We start from the raw sequence: 15,728 nt of genomic DNA, 5'->3' as shown, positions 1-15,728 counted from the left end.
CTTCAAGGCCACAAATGTAGGTCGGGAAACCCAGAGAACAAACCCGTTCGGGCTAATTTTCGCCCTGCGAAGCTTGTCTGGAAGCATTCTAAAAGGAATTCTGATTCCTCTCTATATAGGTGATGCAGGCTTGCTACTCAGGGCTTTCCTTCTCTGCTTTTGTTAACTACTGCCTACGCATAAGGTTTGCCTGCTGATAAATAAGCTATTAGGCTTCTGCGGCCCGCCAGGTATATTCTGAAATGACTGTGCTGGTAATAGGATAAAAAGCGTATCTTTGCCGGCTCATTGATTTTTTTCACATCATATTTCACCCCGTCGTAATGGAAGTAAGAAATTACGAGACGGTCTTCATTCTGACTCCCGTTCTGAACGAGAGCCAAGTGCAAGAGACGGTCGAGAAGTTCTCGCAGGTGCTTAAGGAAAATAGCGCCGACATCATCAACACTGAAGCTTGGGGCCTCAAAAAACTGGCGTACCCAATTCAGAAGAAAAACACCGGCTATTACTTCCTTGTGGAGTTCACTGGCTCGGGCAACATTGTGGACACGCTGGAACTCGCGTTTCGTCGTGACGAGCGGATCATCCGCTTCCTCACCACCGTGCTGGACAAAAACGCAGTAGCCTACGCCGAGCGTCGTCGTAAGGGCGAAATGAACCAGCAGAAAGCTAAACAATCGGAAGCCGTTGCCCAGTAAGCCTAAGAAGATGAGTCTCGCCAACGAACGTATCCACAAGCAGGATACCCGCAAGAAGTATTGCCGCTTCAAGAAGAACGGCATCAAGTATGTTGATTACAAGGATCCGAACTTCCTGCTGAAGTTTGTGAACGAGCAGGGCCGCATTCTGCCCCGCCGTATCACGGGCACCAGCCTCAAGTTCCAGCGCAAGGTAGCTCAGGCTGTGGCCAAGGCTCGCCACCTCGCCCTGATGCCTTACGTAACCGACTCGTTGAAATAAGTTGTCAGTGTTTAGTTGTCAGTTGTCAGTTAACGGTCTTGTGCCTGCACAGTGACTAACAACCAGCAACCAGCAACTAACAACTCTATAAAGACATGGAAGTAATTCTGAAAGACGACGTAAAGGGCCTGGGCTACAAGAACGACACCGTAACGGTGAAGCCCGGCTTCGGTCGCAACTACCTGCTCCCGCAGGGTCTGGCTATCCTGGCCGACAAGACCAACAAGAAAATCGTTGCTGAAAACATCCGTCAGGCTGCTCACAAAGCCGACAAAGTGAAAGGCGACGCTCAGGCTATTGCCGACAAAATCGGTGACGTAGTTCTGGACATCCCAGCCAAAGTAGGTGAGAGCGGCAAAATCTTCGGCCGCGTAACCACGCTGCAGCTGGCCGACGCCCTGAAGGCTAAAGGTATCGACGTAGAGCGCAAGCGTCTCTCCTTCGACCAGGAGCCCGGCTCGGTAGGCGAGTACACCGCTACGGTGGACCTGCACCGCGAAGTGAAGCACAAAGTGCGTTTCAACGTGGTAGCTGAATAAGCTCATTCTCTTGAAGAAAGGCCCGGCTGTTTGCACAGTCGGGCCTTTTTTTTACCTGCTTCGGCACTGCCTGCTTTCCCTGCAGGAACATGGCTCCGGGAGCAGCGTGTTTGGTTGAACGCACGATGTTGAGTAGGTTGCCCGTCCGTTGGCTTGTTTTGGCCGTATCTTTTAGGAATGTTTCGCACTGAATTACCGCTTACTCCGCACCCGCAGCAGCTGCCGCTCTCCGCGCGCGTGCTGACTATCGGCTCCTGCTTTTCCGACAGCATTGGCTCGCGCCTCGCTGCCGACAAGGTGGCGACGCTGGTTAACCCGTTTGGCACCGTTTTCAATCCGCTGGCCGCCTGCCGCCTGCTGCGCGCCGCCGCGGGCGAAGAGCAGGACTGGCAGCAGCACGTGGTAGAGGCCCGGGGCCGCTGGCAGAGCCTCGACCTGCACGCCACGCACGGCGCCGACTCGCCGGTGGAGCTGCTGCAGCAAACCCAGCAGCTACTGCGCGATACGGGCGTATTTGTGGCCACCGCCGATGTGGTGGTGCTGACGCTGGGCTCGGCGTGGGTGTACCGCTACAAGGAAACCGGCGAGCTGGTGAGCAACTGCCACAAGCTACCCGCCGAGAAGTTCGAGAAAGAGCTTCTGACGCCGGATGAAATCATCAATACAGTAGCGGAAACGCACGCCTACCTGCGGCTGCACAATCCGAAGCTGCGCTTTGTGCTGACGGTAAGCCCGGTGCGCCACGCCAAGGATACGCTGCCGCTGAACGCCGTAAGTAAATCGGTGCTGCGGGTGGCCTGCCACTACCTGAGCGAGTTGCTGCCCGACGTATCGTACTTCCCGGCCTACGAGCTGCTGCTGGACGATCTGCGCGACTACCGCTTCTACGCGGAAGATATGCTGCACCCATCGAAGGTGGCGGAAGACTACATCTGGGAGCGGTTTGCCCGCACCTACTTTGATGCGGGCTTCGGCCGCTTCCGCAAGGAATGGGAGGCTGTGCGCCAGGCCCTCAGCCACCGTCCGCTGCACGCAGCCGCGCCGGAGCATCGCCAGTTCCTGGAAAGCACGCTGGCCAAGCTGGAGCGTCTGGCTTCGCAAACCGATGTGCGGATGGAGCTGCTGGAAGTGCGCCATCAACTGCAGAATCTGCCGTTGCCCGTGGCCAAGCCCGAGCCGGAGCTGGAAGACGACGGCGAGGAGCGGATTGACATTGGCGCATACGCTGCGCCGGCAAGAGCTCAGGCAGCGGCACCCGCGCCCGTAGCGGCCGAGGAAGTGGAAGAGTTCGAGGAATTCGAGTCTGTTCGGGGTGACGATACCGCTGCCCCGGATGTGCTGGCGGTAGACGACGAGGACGCAGAAGACGACGATGCCGCCACAGCTGAATCGGATGCTGCCGACGTGCTGGATGCCCTTGCGCCAAAGAAGAAGCGCCGGAGCCGCGGTGGCGCCAAACGCAACAAGAAGAAGCATGCCGCCCGCCTGGCCGCAGAGTTGGCCGCCGCCGAAGGCAGTGCGCTACCAGCTGAGCAGGCAGTAGCCCCTACCCCACTTCCCGCGGCCCCGGCAGTATCGGTTATGGCCGACCCGGAAATGGCACCGCAAACGGCACTCGAGCGGCGGAAACGCAACTCGCGCCGTGGACGAGGCCGAGGCCAGAATGCCGCGCAGGCCACCGACAATACCGAGGCCATGGTGACCGTAGACGCTCCAGAGGAGTTGCTTCCGGCGGCCGCCACTGAACCCACCAGCATTGAGCCAGCCCCTACCAGTGCTGCCGTGCCCCAGGAGCAGCCAGCCATCCAGCTGACTGAAGCCACGGCACCCGCTACAAACCAGGAGCCTGAGGAAGCTGATGCTGCGCAACGTCCGGCGCGCACGGGCCGCTCGGCCAGCGAAAAGCGCGCCGATGCGCTGCGGAAGCCACATCGGGGCGGCGCGCGTCAAAAGCCACTGTACGCCGGAGAGCCGGCGCCGGAAAGCCCTGAGCCTGCTGCATCAGTTCCTGCACCAGAGCCGGCGCCCAAAGCTGCGCCCGCCATTCCGGTAACGGTAGGCACCGGTGCTTCCGGCCGCCTGACAGAATCCGGCAAGGCAACTCTCAGTGCCCGCTCTGCTGCTGTTCCAGCTCCTGCCCTCTCGCCGCTTCCCGCAGCGCCTGTGGCAGCAGAAGCACCAGAACCCGCACGGACGCCTGCGCCTGCCGCAGAAGCAACCAGCAGTGCCCCTGCGGCCATAGCAGCAGTGCCCAAGGCACGCCGGGCGCCAGCCCGCAAGGCCAAAGTCACTCCTGCCGCCGTACCGGCACCGGACGTGTCGGCCGCCGCAGCTCCTTCTCAGGAAGCTGCGGCGGAAGCCCCTGCAACCCCGGAATCCGCCGCTCCATCAGCCACCAAGCCCAAAGCGGCCCGGCCACCACGCAAGGCCAAGCCGGCACCGGCCGCCCCGCAAGCCCCCGAACCAGTGACGGAAGCAGTCGTGGCGCCAGCGGCCCCGGCTTCGAAGCCAGCTAAGCCAGCTCGGCAGGCAGCCGCCAAGAAGCCTACGGCCCCGAAAGCCCCGGCGGCGAAGAAGGCCGCCCCAGCGAAGAAAGTAGCCCCGGCCGCTAAACCGGAACCGGCCGACAAGCCCGCCCGGCCACCGCGTAAGAAGCCTGCCAAACCGGATACTCCGCCGGAAAATGCTTAATCCTTTGTAATTCGAAACCCGGCCCCCAGCGGCCGGGTTTTGTTTTTCACTTCCTCTCCTGCTCATGTTGTCCGCTGCCGTTCCCAATCGTCTGGCCCAGGAAACCAGCCCCTATCTGCTCCAGCACGCGCACAACCCCGTCGACTGGTATCCGTGGGGCGAGGGGGCGCTGCAGCGGGCCCGCGCCGAGCAGAAGCCTATCGTGGTGAGCATTGGATATGCCGCCTGCCACTGGTGCCACGTGATGGAGCGGGAGTCGTTTGAAAACGCCGAAGTGGCGGCTCTGATGAACGCGCATTTCGTGTGCATCAAGGTCGACCGGGAAGAGCGGCCCGATGTAGACCAAGTGTACCTGGAGGCCCTGCAGGCCATGGGCGTGCAGGGTGGCTGGCCGCTGAACGTGTTTCTGACCCCGGAAGCCAAGCCTTTCTACGGCGGCACCTACTTCGCGCCCGGCAGCTGGACGGAGCTGCTCACCAGCATCGGCGAAGCCTACCAGAACGCCGACCGCCAGGAGCTGGAGGATTCCGCCGAGCAGATTGCCCGGGCGCTGCAGACCACTGAGCTGGACAAATACCGCATTTCCGCTTCCGCGGAAGGCCTGTCGGAAGCGCAGCTGGCGGAGGCGCTGGGCCAGCTGGCTGCCCGGTTTGATTTGGACGCGGGCGGGCTGCGCGGGGCACCCAAATTTCCGCTGCCCGGCGTGTGGCGCCTGCTGCTGCGCGCCAGCAGCATCCTCCCCGACACGGCGTTGCTGGCCCAGGCCATGCGCACGGTGCGCCACCTGGCCTGGGGCGGCCTCTACGACCAGATTGGGGGCGGCTTTGCCCGCTACGCCGTGGATGAGAACTGGCTGGTGCCGCATTTCGAGAAGATGCTCTACGACAACGGGCAGCTCCTCAGCCTCTACGCCGAAGCCTACCAGCTGCAGCCCGATGAGCTGCTGCGCGAAGTGGTATACGACACGGTGGCCTTCGTGCAGCGGGAGCTGACCAGCCCCGAAGGCGGCTTCTACGCTTCGTTGGATGCCGACAGCGAGGGCGAAGAAGGCCGGTTCTACGTTTTCACCCAGCAAGAGCTGCAGGACATTCTGGGCGATGAGCAGCCGCTGGCCTCGGCCTACTACAGCTGCACGGCAACCGGCAACTGGGAGCATGGCCGCAACATCCTGCACCGCCGCCAGAGCCCGGAAGTATTTGCCGAAGCCCATCAGCTGCAGCCAGCCGTACTGGCCGAGCTGGTGCAGGGCTGGAAGCAGAAGCTGCTGGCGGCCCGCGCCCAGCGCCCCCGCCCCACCCTCGACGACAAAATCCTGACCAGCTGGAACGCGCTGCTGCTGCAGGGTCTGCTCGACGCCTACCGAGCCTTCGCGGAGCCAGAGTTTCTGGCGCTGGCCCTGCGCAACGCCCATTTCCTGCAGGCCCACCTGCGCCGGGGCCCGGGCCTGTGGCGCAGCTATCAGCAAGGCCGCGCCACCATCGGCGGCTTCCTCGACGACTATGCTTTCCTGATTCAGGCCTACATCAGCCTCTACGAAGCCACGTTCCAGGAAAGCTGGCTGCACGAAGCCAACCAGCTGACCCAGTACACGCTTACGCATTTTTTCGACCCCGCCGAAGCCCTGTTCTTCTACACCGACGATACCAGTGAGCAGCTCATAGCCCGCAAAAAGGAACTACTCGACAACGTCCTGCCTTCTTCCAACTCCGTGATGGCGCACAACCTGCACCGGCTGGGTCTGCACCTCGGCAATACACAGTACGGGGAGCTGGCCGCCGCCATGCTGCGCCGCGTGCAGGCGCTGGTGGTGCAGCAGCCCCAGGCCACTGCCAACTGGGCCGCCCTCTACACCACGCTGCTGCGCCCCATCGCCGAAATCACCATCGTCGGGCCCGAGGCGCAGGCCTACCGACAGGAGCTGGGCCAGCACTTTCTGCCCAATGTGGTAGTGGCCGGCGCCATGGAAGGCGGCTCATCGTTGCCGTTGCTGGCGGGCCGCACTGCCCTGCAGGGGCTCACCACACTGTATGTCTGCCACCACCACGCCTGCCAGCGGCCGGTGCACACCGTGGCCGAGGCGCTGGCGCAGCTCTAGCGCGAACTTCTGCAGCACCGCGCCGGGCTAGCGTGTATCTTTACCTTTCGCTTTCTGACTGATTTTCCTTTGAGCCTTACGTTCGACTTTGTTCAGCCGCAGCCGGAGCCGGCCGCCGACCGGGTTACGCTCTTCGCCGACGTGATTCTGCCGCTGCCGCTGCCCAAGCTCTATACCTACCGCGTGCCCTTCGAGCTGAACGACCAGGTCGTGATTGGCGGGCGCGTGATTGTGCAGTTTGGGGCCAAGCGCACCCTGAGCTGCATTGTGGCGGCCGTGCACGAAACGCCGCCCAAAGACTACCAGGCCAAGTACATCCTGGAGTTCATCGACGAAACACCTGTCGTGACCCAGCCGCAGCTCAAGCTGTTCCGCTGGATGGCCGACTACTACCTCTGCACCCTGGGCGAGGTGATAAACGCCGCGCTGCCGGCCGCCCTCAAGCTCAACTCCGAGAGCCGCGTGCAGCTGCATCCGGTGTGGCTAAACACCGACGAGGCCGACCGCTACCCGCTCAGCGAGCAGGAGCAGAAAGTAGTGGCAGCCCTGCTGGACGGCGAGGAAGGCAAGTCGATGACGTTCACGGAAGTGGGCGACGTGCTGGGCATTGCGTCCTTCCATAAGGTCATCAAGAGTCTGATGCACAAGGAAACCATCTTCCTGTTCGAGCACCTGGCCGATAAATACTCGCCGAAGGTGGTGAAGAAGGTGCGGCTGGCCCATCACTACGTGGCCGAGGCCGCGCTGGAAGGCCTGTTTGCGCAGCTGGCCAGCCGCGCCAAGCAGCTCGACGTGCTGATGCGCTACCTGCAGAAGGTGCCCGTGTACCAGAACGAGCACGCCAACCACAACGGCATCGAGAAGGCCTACTTGTCGTCGGCGCCGCACCTGTCGCCGTCGGCGGTGAATACGCTCATCAAAAACGGCGTGCTGGAGCAGTTTGATGTGATTGTGTCGCGGTTTCCCTTGGACGATGCCACGGAGGCCAATATGCACTTCCGCCTCAGCGAAACCCAGCAGGCGGCCCACGACGACATTCTCGACCAGTTCAACACCAAGGACATTGTGCTGCTGCACGGCGTGACGGGCGCGGGCAAGACGGAAATCTACATCGAGCTGATCCGGCAGGCGCTGGACGGCGGCGGGCAGGTGCTGTACCTGCTGCCCGAAATTGCCCTCACGGCCCAGATTGTAACCCGCCTGATGCGCGTGTTCGGCTCGCGGCTGGGCGTGTACCACTCCAAGTTCTCCGACAACGAGCGGGTGGAAGTGTGGAACGGCGTGCTGTCGGGCCGCTTCCAGGTGGTGGTGGGCGTGCGCTCCTCGGTGTTTCTGCCCTTCGACAACCTGGCGCTGCTGATTGTGGATGAAGAGCACGAAAGCAGCTACAAGCAGTACGACCCCGCCCCGCGCTACAACGCCCGCGAGGTGGCTTTGATGATGGCCAACTTCCAGGGCGCCAAAACCCTGCTGGGCTCAGCCACGCCGTCGGTGGAAACCTACTACCAGACCCGCACCGGCCGCTACGGCCTCGTGAGCCTCACCAAGCGCTACGGCGAGGCCGGCCTGCCCGAAATTGAGCTGGTAGACACCCGCAAGGCCCGCGAAGCCAAAACCCTGCTCAACCACTTCACGCCCGAGCTGATGGCGGAAATGGAAAGCAAGCTTGCCCAGAAAGAGCAGGTGATTCTGTTCCAGAACCGCCGCGGCTACGCCCCTTTCATCAACTGCCTGGACTGTGGCTGGATTCCGAAGTGCACCAACTGCGCCGTGAGCCTCAGCTACCACAAGCAGGCCCATGAGCTGCGCTGTCACTACTGCGGCCACCATGACCGGATGCCGGTGCAGTGCCCGGCCTGCGGCTCGCGCAATATCAAAACCGTGGGCTTCGGCACCGAGAAGATTGAGGACGACCTGAAGGTGATGCTGCCCCAAGCCAACGTGCAGCGCATGGACCTCGATACCACCCGCGCCAAAAACTCCTACCAGCAGATCATTTCCGACTTCGAGCAGCAGGCCACCAACGTGCTGGTGGGCACCCAGATGGTAACCAAGGGCCTCGATTTCGCCAACGTGAGCCTGGTAGGCATCATCAACGCCGACAGCATCATTCACTACCCCGATTTCCGGGCGCACGAGCGGGCCTTCCAGATGTTTGTGCAGGTGAGCGGGCGCGCGGGCCGCAAGGGCAAAAAAGGCAAGGTCATCATCCAGACCGCCGACCCGCAGCAGGTGATTTTCGACAAGGTGATCCGCAACGACTACCTGGAGTTCTACGAATACGAAATCCTGCAGCGGCGCGAGCATGGCTACCCGCCGTTCATGCGCATTATCCGGCTCACGGTCAAGCACATGGACCAACTGCTGTGCGAGCGGGCCGCCATCCTGCTCACCGGCGAGCTGGTGGAGCGCCTGGGCCGCGAGGCCGTGCTGGGCCCCGAAGCGCCCTACATCTTCCGCATCCGCAACTTCTACCTGCAGGAAATCACCATCAAGCTCAGCCGCGAGCATACGGTGCTCCGGGCCGCCAAAGCCGACATCCTGGACGCCATCAACCTAATCCGTGACCAGAAGGACTACAAGCAAGCCCGCTTCGTGGCCGATGTGGACCCGATGTAGTGGAAGCCACTGCCCTTTTAGCCGGCCGCAGCTTTGCGGGCAGCGCGGCGCCGTTCCAATTCCTGCCGGCGCGGGCTGTTCTTGCCCCTGAAAAGGAAGAACGGAATGCTCATTAAGAGCGCAGTACTCCCATACAGCAAAAAGGCAAAAGCGGTCCAGCCGGTTGAAGTAGTGGTAAAGGCAGTGATGAACAGCGCAATTGCGGCTAAAAGCACGAGTACACCCACTACCCGCACCAGTTTCGTAAACAGGTCAGTTTCCTTGATCTTGCGAAGTGGGATGTCAACGGCCGGCCGTATTAGAGAGGTATCCGGCGCGATTTGCAGCTTAGCTGGCGTTACGCGTTCGAGCGCCAACGGCGTTGCAGTTGTTGCTGACGGTGGAGTCGGTACCGTGCGAGCGGACCTAACCGGGTTGCTGCTGGCAGCCGATGTCGGCAATTCGGCCGTCAGCTCCGGCGCAACGGCATACCCCGCAGCTGGCTCCAGTGGCTCATGTGCCACTGCCGATACCGAAGAGTGCGTGGTGGAGGCTGGGTGAAATAGGAAAGCCTGCTGGCTCTGGCAGCTGCCCAACAGCAGTGCAACACTTAACCATGCCACTAATGAATAACCTTTCATAATAATCTGGGAGAATACGGCGCAAGAAAGCGTTATTCCCTCCTGCTTGTATCAGACAGCCGGAATATAGCTAACGTAATGCGGCTGCAACCCACAAAAAAGGCCCTTCCGGTGTACCGGAAGGGCCTTTTTTACAAATAAGAAACCTAGACTTACAACTCGTCGAGCAGCCAGAGGATGATGAAGATCAGGCCGACGATAGCAATGATACCACCGATGAGGCTGAATATACCGCTAATCCCGCCGAACAGCGACACCAACAGACCAATCAGCAACAGGATGATACCAGTGCGCAAGTTGCCACTGATGGCATTGGCTTTGGCCGTCTCGCTCTTCTGCTTGATCTGCAGCTTTGGAGCATATTTATCGAGCTTCTTAGCCACTTTGTTGAGGGCTATACGCTCGGCCAGACGCAGCTTCTGCGGGGCGGCCGTGGCGGGAGCTGGCTTAGCAGCAGCTACCGTAGCAGGCTTCTCGGCAACTGCCGGAGCAGCCGCGGGCGCTACCACGGCGGCAGTAGCCATATTTTTTTCTTCAACTGCAGTAGCTGGCGCTTCCACTACTGCTACTTCTTCCTGCTGAGCTACGGGAGCCGGAGCCGGCTTGGCAGTTCCATGGTAGGTGGCGTGGTAGGGCGTGGTCTTGGGCAGCATAGCGTACTCGGCGCGGTTGCAGCTGCTCATACTCAGGGCAATGGCGGCAACGGCCGCCAGCTTGGGCAGGTGTTGGAAGAGGTGCTTCATAAGAAGTAGAAAGGTTGGTGAAAGTGTTAAGAACGGACTTTGTACGATACAAAATAGAACACGGCGAAAAAAAAGTACGCTGTATAGCCATTTCAGCCCCGATTTACGTGTAGTACTTGTTGCCTACCAAACGCTGCCGAACGCTTCCGCCAGCTGGAATGTTGAGCGGAACACAGTTTATTTGCACCTGTGCGTATGACTTCTTACCCCTTGTTTCAGGCAGCTGTGCTGTCTGCCCTGCTGCTTCCAACCGCCTGCACCCAAACGCCTATGGAAAGCTCTGCCGCCATGAGCGCAGAGCGCCGGCTGCAGGACAACCCATCGGCTGCCCCCGATACCTCCGGCTACCGGATAGCAGCCCCGCAGGACCCCAACGGCATCGGCAAGTATTACCAGGGCCGCCAGATTGCCCACGTAATGGGCCACGAAGGGGCCGACTGGCTGGAGCGCAACGACCGGCAGGAAGAGGAAGGCACCGACATTCTGCTGCGCGAGCTACAGCTGAAACCCACCGATGTGGTGGCCGACATTGGAGCGGGCACCGGCTACTTTTCCTTTCGCATCAGCCCGCTGGTAGCGAAAGGCAAGGTGCTGGCCGTGGATATTCAGCCGGAGATGATTGAGTACCTGCGCGACAACAAAGCGCGCAACAAGGCGCCCAACGTGCAGCCCGTGCTCGGCACCGTGCATAACCCCAACCTGCCGGCCGCCGGCGTGGATCTGGTGCTGATTGTGGACGCCTACCACGAATTCGACCACCCGCGCGAAATGATGCAGTCGATTTACAAGTCGCTGCGGCCGGGCGGACGGCTGGCGCTGGTGGAGTACCGCGCCGAAGACCCCAACGTGCCCATCAAGCGCATCCACAAGATGAGCGAGGCCCAGGCCCGCAAGGAAGTGGAGGCCGCCGGCCTGGAGTTCGTGGAAAACCGCCAGACGCTGCCGCAGCAGCACCTGCTGATTTTCCGGCGCGCCAAGTAAGCGCTGGCCGGAATATAGGCGCAATGACGGCCCTGGGCTACCTTTGCGCCCATGTCCAGTTCCCTGCCCGACCCGCGCCAGCTTTCCATCCACGACTTCACCTACCAGCTCCCGCCCGAGCGGATTGCACCCGAGCCCCTGGCCCAGCGCGACCAGTCGCGGCTGCTGCTGAGCCGCCAGGGCGCTATTGAAGACCGCACGTTTCACGAGCTGCCGGTCGTGCTGCCGGCCGGTTCGCTGCTGGTGTTCAACGACACCAAAGTGGTGCGGGCCCGCCTGTTTTGCCACAAGCCCACCGGCGGCCAGATCGAGCTGTTTTGCCTGGAGCCGGTAGCGCCGCACCGGGCTTTGGAGCCCGCCATGCAGCAAACGGGCAGCTGCGTCTGGAAATGCCTGGTCGGGAATGGCAAGCGCTGGAAATCCGGGCCGGTGTTGCTGGAGTTTGAGGCGCTGGGTGCGCCCGCCACCCTCACGGCCGAGCGGCTGGAAGCCACCGCCGAGGGCTATTCATTGATTCAGTTCAGCTGGGAGCCGGCCACGCTGCCCTTTGCCGAAGTGCTGCGCGGCGCCGGCCACCTGCCCCTCCCCCCCTACCTCAACCGCGACGACACCGCCGTGGACGCCGTGCGCTACCAAACCGTGTACGCTGCCCACGAAGGCGCCGTAGCGGCCCCCACAGCCGGCCTGCACTTCTCCGAGGCCGTGCTGGCCGAACTGGCTGAACGCGGCCACCAGCAGGCCCGCGTGACGCTGCACGTGGGCGCCGGCACCTTCCAGCCTGTAAAAGCCGACCGCATGGACGGCCACGCCATGCACGGCGAGCCTATCAGCGTGAGCCGGGCGGTACTGGAGCAACTGCTGCACCACGCCCCGCACCCGGTTATTGCCGTGGGTACCACCAGCCTGCGCACGCTGGAAAGCCTGTACTGGCTGGGCGTGCAGGCTGCGCAGGGCCTGCTCCCGACCGACAGCACGCCCCACGTAAGCCAGTGGCAGCCCTACGAGCCCGGCTCCGACCTGCCCACGGCCGCTGCCCTGCAGGCCCTGCTGCACCACCTCGACCAGCAGCAGCAGGACGCGCTGCACGCTACCACCCAGCTGCTCATCGCGCCCGGCTACCGCTTCCGCCTCATTCAGGGGCTGGTTACCAACTTCCACCAGCCCGAAAGCACGCTACTCCTGCTGGTAGCCGCCTTGCTCGGCCCCGATTGGCGCCGCGTTTACGACCACGCGCTGGCCAAAGGCTACCGTTTCCTGAGCTACGGCGACTCTTCACTGCTTCTGCCGTAACCCGGGAAGGTCAGTTCGGCTTTTGCGGGCGTGAAAACCGCATTTGTATCCGCTTCAGCAACCTATTTCAGGGGCGCCGTATAAGGGCTCAGGTTTAGCTAAACCTCTCCTAAAATCAGAAATCATGAAAAAGATGCTCATGCTGCTTGCTGCAGCTACCTTTTCCACTGCCGCCTTCGCCCAAGGCGACAAAGTAGTTGTGCGTGACGAAGCTACCGGCGCCAAAGCCGAAACCACCGTGCGCGACAACGGTACGGTGAAAACTGAAACCCGCACCGGCCGTACGGAAGCTGGTCAGAAGGCCTACAACACCAAAGAAGACGTTAAGTACGCTGGTAAAAAAACCGGCCGTACTGTAGAGAAAGGCGCTAAAAAAGCCGGCCGTGGCATCAAGAAAGGCGCCAAAGCCGTGAAAAACAAAGCTGAAGACGTGGTTGACTAAATCACGGTATCAGCCGGACCAACCGGGTTTCCCGGATGGTCTGACTTATTCGTAGAACAACAAAAAGGGCTTGCCATCTGGCAAGCCCTTTTTGTTGTTCTACGGCAGCGAAATTCGCCCGCGCCATCCACGAAATCCGTGAAATCCGGATAATCCGCAAAAATCCGTGCTGCTATTGGCCCACGAAGAACAGGGCGTTGCCGAACAGCAGCTTACCGCCCTGCCAGAAGCCCCGGAACAGCGGGTTGTCGGCCATGTAGATGACCTGGCCGCGGCCCATGTCCTGGGCGCCGAACACGAACGTATCCGTGAGCTTGCGGCGGGCCTGGCGGCCAGCGAAACCGGCGGCGTAGTTGTCGCGCTTGAGCACACCCACGTTCCAGCCACCTTCGCCCAAGTAGCGGTAGTTGAGGGTGTCGCGCACCAAGGCAAAGTAGGTGTCGCCGTAGCCGAAGGCCAGCGGGTGGGTGTTGTCGAGCTGCACGCGGTATACGCTGCCCTGCACGCGCTGCCCGATCTGCTCCCGCTCAGCGTTGGCGTAGGGTTTGAGCAGGCGGTAAGGATTGGCTTTTTTGGTGGCTGAGCTGTCGGCGGGTTTCACGCGCAGCAGGAAGTCTTTTTTGCCGGCCAGGAACGCCGAGGCACCTTCCATGGCAATGAGGCGGCCACCGCCGCGCACCCACGTTTTGAGAGCTTCCAGCTGCCGCTCGTTGTAGATGTCGGAATAGTCGCCATCGGGCAGAATCAACACGTCGAACTTAGCCAACGGCACCGAGCGCAGGTAATCGGAGCCCAGCACCGTGACGGGGTAGCCGATCTGCTGCTCGAAGAAGTGCCACACCTCCCCAAATGCCGTCGACGATACGCCTTCGCCGGCCACTACGGCCACGTTGGGCCGCGCCACGTTGCGCACGTAGCCCGAGCCCAGGTCGGCCCCGGAGGTCGAGAAGCCCGATTTCACGGCCTGCAGCATCACACCCGACGAATCGGCCTGGGCGCGCACCAGCTGGTCGAATTTCGCGCCCATGGTTTCATTGCCGGTGCGGGTGATAACCAGCGTGCCGGGCAGGTACTTCTGGCCTTCGGCCTCAAAGGCCCGGCCTGCCACGCGCACTTTCACTTTCTGCTGCAGCAGGCGGCTCAGGAACCGCACGTCCTGCAGGTTGTTCCAACGCGCCACGTAGGCGTAGGGCTGGCCGGTGGCGGCCGAGTTGTTGAGCGTGGCTTTGCTGGGGGCCTTGCCGTCGGTGGCAATCCGGTCTTTCAGGGCGTACGATTTCAGGCCGAACGAGTACGGCAGCGCCCAGGCGGTGATGTCGTACGTCAGGGAGTCTTCCAGGGCCGGGCGGGGCTCAAACAGCACCTTTACCAGCGTGGATTTCGGCTGAAACATGCTTACCACCACGTCCTGGGCTTCCACCTGCACGTTTTCCTCTTTGCCAGAGAAGTAGTTGAAGCCGCGGGTGCGTTGGCGGCGCGGCGCGTAGCCGTACTGAATCTGCTGGCGCTCCAGATACTGCGTGAAAGCCTTCAGCTGGCCCGGGTCGCCGGCGCCGGCTACCACGAACGTCTTGTAGGTGCCGCGCGGCTTGGTGCGGGCATCATCGAAGTATTTCTTGAACTCCCGGATAAGCTCGGGCTGGCGCTCGGAAGCGGCGCGGATGGTAGCCAAACTGGCGGCGTGGTGGTGGCTGATGCGCTGGGCCAGCGTGAGCGTGTCGCCGTCGGCCTTGGCGTAGCGCACGCCGGCGCGGCCCGAGCCGCCCTGCTCGTAGGTCATGCCGATGGCGCCGTTGAACGACGGATAGGTGTCGCCGTAGCTGGGGTAGAATAGGTCGTAGGTTTCGCGGGTGAAGTACAGCCAGTTGTTTTTGTCGAACACCGTGCGGTTGTAGTCCCCGATAATGCCCTGAAACTTGCGCTGGAAGTCGGTAATATCCTCGTGATAGGGCTTGGCGGCCGGCGAGAAGTAGTACGGGTCGTCGGGGCCCATTTCGTGGAAGTCGGCGTGCACCTGGGGCAGCCACTGGTTGTAGAGCGTGAGGCGCTGGCGGCTCTCCTGCTGGGTCTGCCAGGCCCAGTCGCGGTTCAGGTCGAAGTAGTAGTGGTTGTAGCGGCCGCCGGGCCAGGGCTCGTGGTGCTCCCAGGCGTAGGGCGAGGCGTTCGGCGACTGGGCCCGCACGCGGTTATACCACTGCGCGTACCGCTCGTGGCCGTCGGGGTTCACGCAGGGGTCAATCAGCAGCACGGTGTGCTGCAGGTACTCACGGGTTTGCTCGTTCTGGGGGTTGGCCAGGTCATACAGCACCTGCATCACGGCCTCCGACGACACGGCCTCGTTGCCGTGGATGTTGTAGCTGAGCCACACCACGGCCGGCGCCTCGGTGCGGGCGGTGCCGGACTGCAGGCCGGCCAGGCGCAGGTTGTTCTGGCGGATATCGTCGAGGCGGGCCAGGTTTTCGGGCGTCCCGACCTGCACCACTTCCAGCGGGCGGTTTTCGTAGGTGCTGCCGTAGGGCTGCACGCGCATACGGCCGGTGGAGTGGGCGGCCACGTGCTCTACGTAGCGCAGCAGCGTGGCGTGCGGCGTGAAGCGGGCACCCAGCTCGTAGCCCAGAAACTGCGCGGGCGTGAGCAGCGCGCCGGTTTCGGCCGGGGTGGCGGGGGTGGTCTGGGCGTGGGCCGGCAGCGCGGCCGGGCCACCCAGCAGCGCCAGCCCGCAGGCCAGCATAGCGGTAAGCCTACGGG

General features: G+C 62.2%; 12 protein-coding genes. 9 read left to right on the top strand and 3 right to left on the bottom strand.

What is annotated here, in order from left to right; genetic code table 11:
• The first annotated feature begins 323 nt into the window (after nt 1-323).
• From rpsF to priA, 6 genes are all read left to right on the top strand, one after another.
• Nucleotides 324-698, top strand: coding sequence for a 30S ribosomal protein S6 (gene rpsF / locus N008_RS13170; protein ID WP_044016622.1), 375 nt, complete (start codon nt 324-326; stop codon nt 696-698).
• A gap of 10 nt (nt 699-708) precedes the next feature.
• Complete coding sequence (gene rpsR, locus N008_RS13165) at nt 709-960, top strand: 30S ribosomal protein S18 (protein ID WP_022822548.1); 252 nt, start codon at nt 709-711, stop codon at nt 958-960.
• 95 nt (nt 961-1,055) lie between these two features.
• Nucleotides 1,056-1,499 (top strand): 50S ribosomal protein L9, encoded by a 444-nt coding sequence (rplI, locus tag N008_RS13160; RefSeq protein WP_044016618.1) that lies wholly within the window; start codon nt 1,056-1,058, stop codon nt 1,497-1,499.
• Between the two features lie 177 nt (nt 1,500-1,676).
• The gene (locus tag N008_RS21685) at nt 1,677-4,190 is read left to right on the top strand and encodes a GSCFA domain-containing protein (protein ID WP_052381524.1); all 2,514 of its coding nucleotides are present in this window, start codon (nt 1,677-1,679) and stop codon (nt 4,188-4,190) included.
• Between the two features lie 64 nt (nt 4,191-4,254).
• Nucleotides 4,255-6,285, top strand: a complete 2,031-nt coding sequence (locus tag N008_RS13145; RefSeq protein ID WP_044016616.1) for a thioredoxin domain-containing protein — start codon at nt 4,255-4,257, stop codon at nt 6,283-6,285.
• A gap of 69 nt (nt 6,286-6,354) precedes the next feature.
• Complete coding sequence (gene priA, locus N008_RS13140) at nt 6,355-8,904, top strand: primosomal protein N' (RefSeq protein WP_044016614.1); 2,550 nt, start codon at nt 6,355-6,357, stop codon at nt 8,902-8,904.
• Nucleotides 8,905-8,921: 17 nt separating this feature from the next.
• Here the strand turns inward: priA and N008_RS23195 are convergent, their stop codons facing one another.
• The gene (locus tag N008_RS23195; RefSeq protein ID WP_156109311.1) at nt 8,922-9,524 is read right to left on the bottom strand and encodes a hypothetical protein; all 603 of its coding nucleotides are present in this window, start codon (nt 9,522-9,524) and stop codon (nt 8,922-8,924) included.
• Between the two features lie 152 nt (nt 9,525-9,676).
• Entirely contained in the window at nt 9,677-10,267 is a 591-nt protein-coding gene (locus tag N008_RS13130; RefSeq protein ID WP_044016610.1) for a hypothetical protein, read from the bottom strand.
• Between the two features lie 195 nt (nt 10,268-10,462).
• Here N008_RS13130 and N008_RS13125 point away from each other — a divergent pair, with 195 nt between their 5' ends.
• From N008_RS13125 to N008_RS13115, 3 genes are all read left to right on the top strand, one after another.
• Entirely contained in the window at nt 10,463-11,248 is a 786-nt protein-coding gene (locus N008_RS13125) for a class I SAM-dependent methyltransferase (protein ID WP_052381523.1), read from the top strand.
• Nucleotides 11,249-11,299: 51 nt separating this feature from the next.
• The gene (locus tag N008_RS13120) at nt 11,300-12,538 is read left to right on the top strand and encodes an S-adenosylmethionine:tRNA ribosyltransferase-isomerase (protein WP_044016608.1); all 1,239 of its coding nucleotides are present in this window, start codon (nt 11,300-11,302) and stop codon (nt 12,536-12,538) included.
• A 124-nt stretch (nt 12,539-12,662) separates the two neighbouring features.
• Nucleotides 12,663-12,980 (top strand): hypothetical protein, encoded by a 318-nt coding sequence (locus N008_RS13115; protein WP_044016606.1) that lies wholly within the window; start codon nt 12,663-12,665, stop codon nt 12,978-12,980.
• Nucleotides 12,981-13,152: 172 nt separating this feature from the next.
• Here N008_RS13115 and N008_RS13110 read toward each other — a convergent pair whose 3' ends face one another.
• Nucleotides 13,153-15,711 (bottom strand): M14 family metallopeptidase, encoded by a 2,559-nt coding sequence (locus N008_RS13110; RefSeq protein WP_044016604.1) that lies wholly within the window; start codon nt 15,709-15,711, stop codon nt 13,153-13,155.
• Between the last annotated feature and the right edge of the window lie 17 nt (nt 15,712-15,728).

Origin of the sequence: Hymenobacter sp. APR13, from assembly GCF_000737515.1 — a bacterium.
Classification (GTDB): domain Bacteria; phylum Bacteroidota; class Bacteroidia; order Cytophagales; family Hymenobacteraceae; genus Hymenobacter.
The sequence above is the reverse complement of the archived record's forward strand: the minus strand, read 5'-3'. Positions and strand labels throughout refer to the sequence as shown.

Bases quoted from the DNA above. Each gene is read 5' to 3' on its own strand.
- rpsF (WP_044016622.1), top strand. From the start codon at position 324: ATGGAAGTAAGAAATTACGAGACGGTCTTCATTCTGACTCCCGTTCTG.
- rpsR (WP_022822548.1), top strand. From the start codon at position 709: ATGAGTCTCGCCAACGAACGTATCCACAAGCAGGATACCCGCAAGAAG.
- rplI (WP_044016618.1), top strand. From the start codon at position 1,056: ATGGAAGTAATTCTGAAAGACGACGTAAAGGGCCTGGGCTACAAGAAC.
- N008_RS21685 (WP_052381524.1), top strand. From the start codon at position 1,677: ATGTTTCGCACTGAATTACCGCTTACTCCGCACCCGCAGCAGCTGCCG.
- N008_RS13145 (WP_044016616.1), top strand. From the start codon at position 4,255: ATGTTGTCCGCTGCCGTTCCCAATCGTCTGGCCCAGGAAACCAGCCCC.
- N008_RS23195 (WP_156109311.1), bottom strand. From the start codon at position 9,524: ATGAAAGGTTATTCATTAGTGGCATGGTTAAGTGTTGCACTGCTGTTG.
- N008_RS13130 (WP_044016610.1), bottom strand. From the start codon at position 10,267: ATGAAGCACCTCTTCCAACACCTGCCCAAGCTGGCGGCCGTTGCCGCC.
- N008_RS13125 (WP_052381523.1), top strand. From the start codon at position 10,463: ATGACTTCTTACCCCTTGTTTCAGGCAGCTGTGCTGTCTGCCCTGCTG.
- N008_RS13120 (WP_044016608.1), top strand. From the start codon at position 11,300: ATGTCCAGTTCCCTGCCCGACCCGCGCCAGCTTTCCATCCACGACTTC.
- N008_RS13115 (WP_044016606.1), top strand. From the start codon at position 12,663: ATGAAAAAGATGCTCATGCTGCTTGCTGCAGCTACCTTTTCCACTGCC.
- N008_RS13110 (WP_044016604.1), bottom strand. From the start codon at position 15,711: ATGCTGGCCTGCGGGCTGGCGCTGCTGGGTGGCCCGGCCGCGCTGCCG.